Source organism: Ruegeria sp. AK4 (assembly GCF_056541025.1).
On record NZ_JBQFXS010000053.1, the window covers coordinates 1 to 4,868 of the forward strand.

Consider the following 4,868-nt stretch of genomic DNA (forward strand, 5'->3'; position numbering starts at 1 on the left):
CGGCGCGCTTGCCCAAAACAACGACGACGAATATGAAAACCAAACCCGCAGACTCTCGTTATGAATGAGGGAGCCTCGGGGGGCAGGTCAGCCACAATGCGGGCTGCGGCTGCAGCATCGTCTATCCACGTTCAAGGGCAGCTAAGGGCCGTCCGCATCTGTGTGCGATGCACATGGCTCAAAACGCTGCGTTCGCTCCGACGACGCCTCCGAGCCCTTCAGTCAACATTTTGGGAAAGGGATGGACTCATTCAAGGATATCCATCGTAAACTTGGCAGACACATGGACGCTAATGATCTCAAAGGGCCCTGTTCCTGAGGTCAAAACCTTATGCGGGGTATTAGCTGGAATTACCAAAATATCGCCTTCGTTCACAATTGCCTCTTCGTCTCCAACATTAACCCGGGCTTGCCCCTGACGCACCAGATAAACTTCATCATATGGGTGCTTGTGCAATGGCGGTCCTTTGCCGGCTTCTTTCACTTCATTGAAAAGAAACGAAATGCCTGTAGCAGCGTTTTGCCCTTCGAGTTTTCCGTTCCAGCCTTCGTCTGAGGCCCAATCAGTTCGCTGAAAAATGTTCATCGTAAATAACTACTCTCCTAAGAGATGTCCCTTACTTACAAATACAGCTTTACTTCCGATTTGTCTGCATAAGCGCCACATCAATTGACGCTTTGTTTGAAATGCCAGCCATGCTCTGATGCAATCATGAAGGTGAATAAACCTGCGCTGGCCTACGGGGCTTTGTTGCTTGCAATGCTGATCAGTGCCGGGAACTTCTTGTTCGGAAATTTGGCGGTCAATGAGGTTCATCCGGTTGTACTGACTTTTTGGCGTTGCTTGATTGCAGCAGTATTTGTATTGCCACTTGTTTTGAGGGGACGGGGCAACCCGTTCCAGCATTTTAAGGGCAGTTGGCTCCGTATCACAGTCCTTGCCTGCGTAGGAGTGGTGGCTACGCCCTGGTTTGTCTATTCAGCACTCCGATCCAATGACCTGATAGATCTTGGTGCCGGATACACCAGTGTACCTTTACTGACGATCTTGTTTTCTACGCTTCTGCTTAACGAACGACTACAACCAGTCCAATATCTGGGTGTCGCAATTGCACTGGTAGGAGCGCTAATTTTTGCATTTCGCGGTGATTTGGAAAATCTCGTTAATTTCAACCCGCATCTTGCCTTCCTGCTGATGATTGCCTCCAACGCCTGCCGTGGGCTTTACTTAGTGCTTCTTAAGAAATGGAATATGAAACCCAAGCCCGATGAAGGCTTGTTCGTGATTTTCGTCATTGGCATCGCGGTTTTGCTACCGATTGTTTTGTTTTTTGAAGCAGGTACACCTCGGCTATTCGCCTATTCTTGGCAGGTCTGGGGCTCAATCCTGTTCATTGGAGTTGGAATGGGTGCCATTTACCTCCACTTGCTAAATTTTGGCACAAGCGAAGTTGGCGCGTCGACGGCTTCCTTGTTTGCATATCTTGTGCCAATATTCGTTGCGATCGAAGCCGTGACTCTAAGGGGCATGCACCTTCAACTCTATCAAGGCGTTGGTGGTGTGCTGATTATCGGTGGAGTTCTGATTGCAACGCGGTTGCACCTTCGACCAAGCCATGCCGACCACCCGCCCCATTGATGCAGGTATTGCCAAAGACCAGGGGATCGGCATCGATTTGGGTGGCGCGTTTGGAATTGAAGTACCTCGCTCTACTGCGCAATCCACCACAGACGACAATCAGTCTGACAAACCAGTTTTCCATCGCTTAAACCTGTGCTTCACACCTCTACCCCAATCAACGACGCTCACGAAGCCGTCGACCGGCGTAAAGGGAGTACCGGACGAATTGGCAGGTGTTGGGGCTGACTACCCGGCATCACTGCGGCTTGGCGCAATTTTGGGATGGTGTATTATTGTAGCCACCCCGGTCTGTATTCTGCATCAGACTGGATGGGAAGCTATTTTGCAAAGTGTGATTAATGACTGTTACCAATGACCTCAAATGGCCAGAAGAGTACAGCGAACTTTTGCCTCTGGTAAGTTCTCGTTGGAAAATTTCGGGTGAGATTTATTTTCACCGACAGTTAAGCGCGGGCAAGTCAGGTGCTCTTGTATATATTGTTGATATTTCGAGTGATGTCTTTAACGGGCAGGCTATTCTCAAGCTGGACAAGTGCCCGGATCCACAGTGGGACGAAAAAACCGAGGTCCAACTGCATCGTGAAGCATTCGAAGCGGCCCCGGAGTTCGCGTCGAAGCATCTTGCCCGCATTGTTGGATCGGTGGAGCACGGAGGCAAAATTGCTATTCTCTCAACGGTAGTTGCCAGAGGATTGGAGTATTCCCTTCCTTGGAACGCTTGCGGGTACGAACTGGCACTGGATGTGCTTCAAAGGCTTGCAAGAAGCCTGTTTGAAGACTGGAATGCGGATTACCAGATCGCGCAGGGAATGCACGCGCCACAGGATCTGCTTTCTAGTTGGCTCGGATACCGATTGGATCCGAAAGAGGGGCGTCTGCACGAATTTTTGTCCAAGTCATGCAATCAAGATCCCCTGGAACCCTGCTTTTCTTATGAGGGGCACTGGTACCCAAACCCGCTGGCATTCGCGCATAACCGTGATCGCCCAGGTCGATTGAATATTCGTGCTGCGGAAGGTCGTCTGCATGGCGACCTTCACGGCCAAAACGTTTTGGTGCGTTCGCACCAGCAAAGCGAACCAGACTATTACCTGATTGACCTCGCTATGTATCAGGACAAGCAGTTCCTGTTTTATGATCACGCGTATTTCGAGCTGGCGTACCTTTTGGCGCGGCGCGGAAATTGCCCACCTGCGCAGTGGGACGCCATTCTTGATGATCTAGGATTGTTTCATCCAAAACACCACACGATGGGGCTTTGGCAAGATGACGTTGGTATTGCCGAATTTGTCAGAACCCTGAGAACCGAGGCCATGAATTGGGTCGAACGGCACGAGAGCAATCGCCTGAGCTTTATGGAGAGTCAATACCTATTGGCCCGAGTGGCCGCTGGGCTGAACTTCGCGCAAAAGAGTATTGACCTTAGTTTGCGAAGCCACGCTTTTCTGTACGCAGCCCACAACCTCAAGGACTATTTCACGCTCAACAACGTCGACTGGCCCAAAAATGGACCAGTTTTTGGGTTTGACGCCTCCGAACACCCCAAGTCGGATGCTCCTGCCGATCCCGATGCCACTTCACCCAGGACAGAACCGCCACTGGAGAAAGATCGGTTGCGCCGCCGTATGATGACCCAACTTCCGGCTCCGCAGAAACCGGTGATCGCGGTGTTGCCTCTCGAAAATCTAAATTCGCAAAGTGGCGTTGACACATTCGTATCGGGTATCAACCAGGAACTCATTACCGAGTTGGCCAAAGTGGATTGGCTGGCGGTGGTCTCTCCGACTTCCACGAAATTCCTCGCACAATCGGCCCTCACAGGGGAGGAGGTCGCGCAGCGCGCCGGAGCGGACTACCTGGTTGAAGGCAGCGTACTTTATGACGACGAACGTGTTCGCATCAATGCGCATTTGGTGGACACGTCCACCGGGCATGATCTGTGGGCTGATCGGCTGGTCCGGAATATCGAGGATGTGTTTTCGTTACAGCAGGAAATCGCTTCGGCGGTCGTCGGACATATTGATTGGGAATTGAGATTTGACATGCGCGAACAAGCGCGGCTGAAACGAGGTGAGGTCAGTGTTTGGGATCGGGTGCAGAAAGCGCTTTGGCATCTGTACAAGTTCACGAGCGAAGATACCGAGACAGCAGGCAACATACTGTCCCGAACAATAGATTTAACACCAGACTACTCACTAGCGCATGCAGTTATGGTGAACACGCTTTTGCGGAAACTTCTCTTTCTTCAGGTGGAGGACCGAAAAGCAACCAAGGAGCGCGCCTTGCGCCATGCTGAACGCGCAGTGGCCCTAGATGATCAAAGCAGTTTCGCACACGCCAGTCTTGCGAGGATCTACTCGGTACTAAAGAAATACGACGCCGCAAATGCCGAGGCCGAGCTTTCGGTCAAGCTCAACCCGAGTTCGGCTAACGCGCAATTGGTACTGGGGATCGTGCGGCTTGCAAACGGTCAGCTCAAACTTGCTCTTCAGAGCATCGAGACAGCGATGCGATTTGGTACAGCCGGGCCGTATTACAAGGTTAAATTACTCGCCAAAGCTTTTTGTCTCTACATTCTGGAAGATGAGTTGGACCAGGCTGAAGCATGCGCAAGGGCAGCTATGGAAGGCAGGTCGGTTGAACCATTCGGCCACTATATTTTGGCGGCAATTCTGACACGAAGATCGCGTGAAGATGAGGCCCGGCGGATTATCGAACAAGGCAGTTCTATCCGCCCCTGGATGACAAAGGCCCGAATGAGATTGGCATTCGAAAATGTCGGGACGTCTGACCTCGACAAGTTTGTCGCAGATCTTGAACGGGTTGGCCTACCTGACTGATGTGTCACGAGAACCTGAGTTCGACGTAGTTGAAGACATCCGTCGCAATTTACCGGTCAGACACTTTGATCCGAATGGCAAGAAATGTGACAGACTATTGTGGAACATTGAACAGGGATCAAAGGAAGTCGTCGAAAAACAGCACTTGCATCGGCAAAGATCTATCGTGCGGTCTGACCAAGAAGATGGGCCAGGTGTTGACTCAGTTCAGACTGCCAACTGTCCAGACAATCCAGTCGAAGTACAGCTTGCTGCTAATTCTTCTTTAAAACGATGTCGATCACACACATCACGAAGGGTTCTGTCGCAAACTTTTTAGATGGCAGAGCATCAGTGGAATTATAGAGCGGTTCACTCTGCCAGTTGGGCGAACTGCTGAAACGGAC

General features: G+C 51.2%; 4 protein-coding genes. 3 read left to right on the forward strand and 1 reads right to left on the reverse strand.

Annotated features, from left to right (window positions below):
- Nucleotides 1–247 precede the first annotated feature (247 nt).
- Nucleotides 248–586 carry a cupin domain-containing protein gene (locus ACR0EZ_RS25665; RefSeq protein WP_480617652.1) on the reverse strand — a complete coding sequence of 113 codons (339 nt, stop codon included), beginning with the start codon at nt 584–586 and terminating at the stop codon, nt 248–250.
- Nucleotides 587–712: 126 nt separating this feature from the next.
- Between ACR0EZ_RS25665 and ACR0EZ_RS25670 the strand changes: the two genes are divergently transcribed.
- Genes ACR0EZ_RS25670 through ACR0EZ_RS25680 form a run of 3 tightly spaced genes read left to right on the forward strand, consistent with a single transcriptional unit; the run spans nt 713 to nt 4,482 of the window.
- Nucleotides 713–1,639 (forward strand): DMT family transporter, encoded by a 927-nt coding sequence (locus ACR0EZ_RS25670; protein WP_480617654.1) that lies wholly within the window; start codon nt 713–715, stop codon nt 1,637–1,639.
- Nucleotides 1,617–1,997: a hypothetical protein gene (locus ACR0EZ_RS25675; RefSeq protein WP_480617655.1), complete on the forward strand. Its 381-nt coding sequence runs from the start codon at nt 1,617–1,619 to the stop codon at nt 1,995–1,997. The genes ACR0EZ_RS25670 and ACR0EZ_RS25675 overlap by 23 nt, the downstream gene beginning before the upstream one ends.
- Nucleotides 1,981–4,482 (forward strand): hypothetical protein, encoded by a 2,502-nt coding sequence (locus ACR0EZ_RS25680; RefSeq protein ID WP_480617656.1) that lies wholly within the window; start codon nt 1,981–1,983, stop codon nt 4,480–4,482. The genes ACR0EZ_RS25675 and ACR0EZ_RS25680 overlap by 17 nt, the downstream gene beginning before the upstream one ends.
- Nucleotides 4,483–4,868 lie beyond the last annotated feature (386 nt).

Coding starts and splice junctions, on each gene's coding strand:
- ACR0EZ_RS25675 (WP_480617655.1), top strand. CDS start 1,617: ATGCCGACCACCCGCCCCATTGATGCAGGTATTGCCAAAGACCAGGGG.
- ACR0EZ_RS25680 (WP_480617656.1), top strand. CDS start 1,981: ATGACTGTTACCAATGACCTCAAATGGCCAGAAGAGTACAGCGAACTT.
- ACR0EZ_RS25665 (WP_480617652.1), bottom strand. CDS start 586: ATGAACATTTTTCAGCGAACTGATTGGGCCTCAGACGAAGGCTGGAAC.
- ACR0EZ_RS25670 (WP_480617654.1), top strand. CDS start 713: ATGAAGGTGAATAAACCTGCGCTGGCCTACGGGGCTTTGTTGCTTGCA.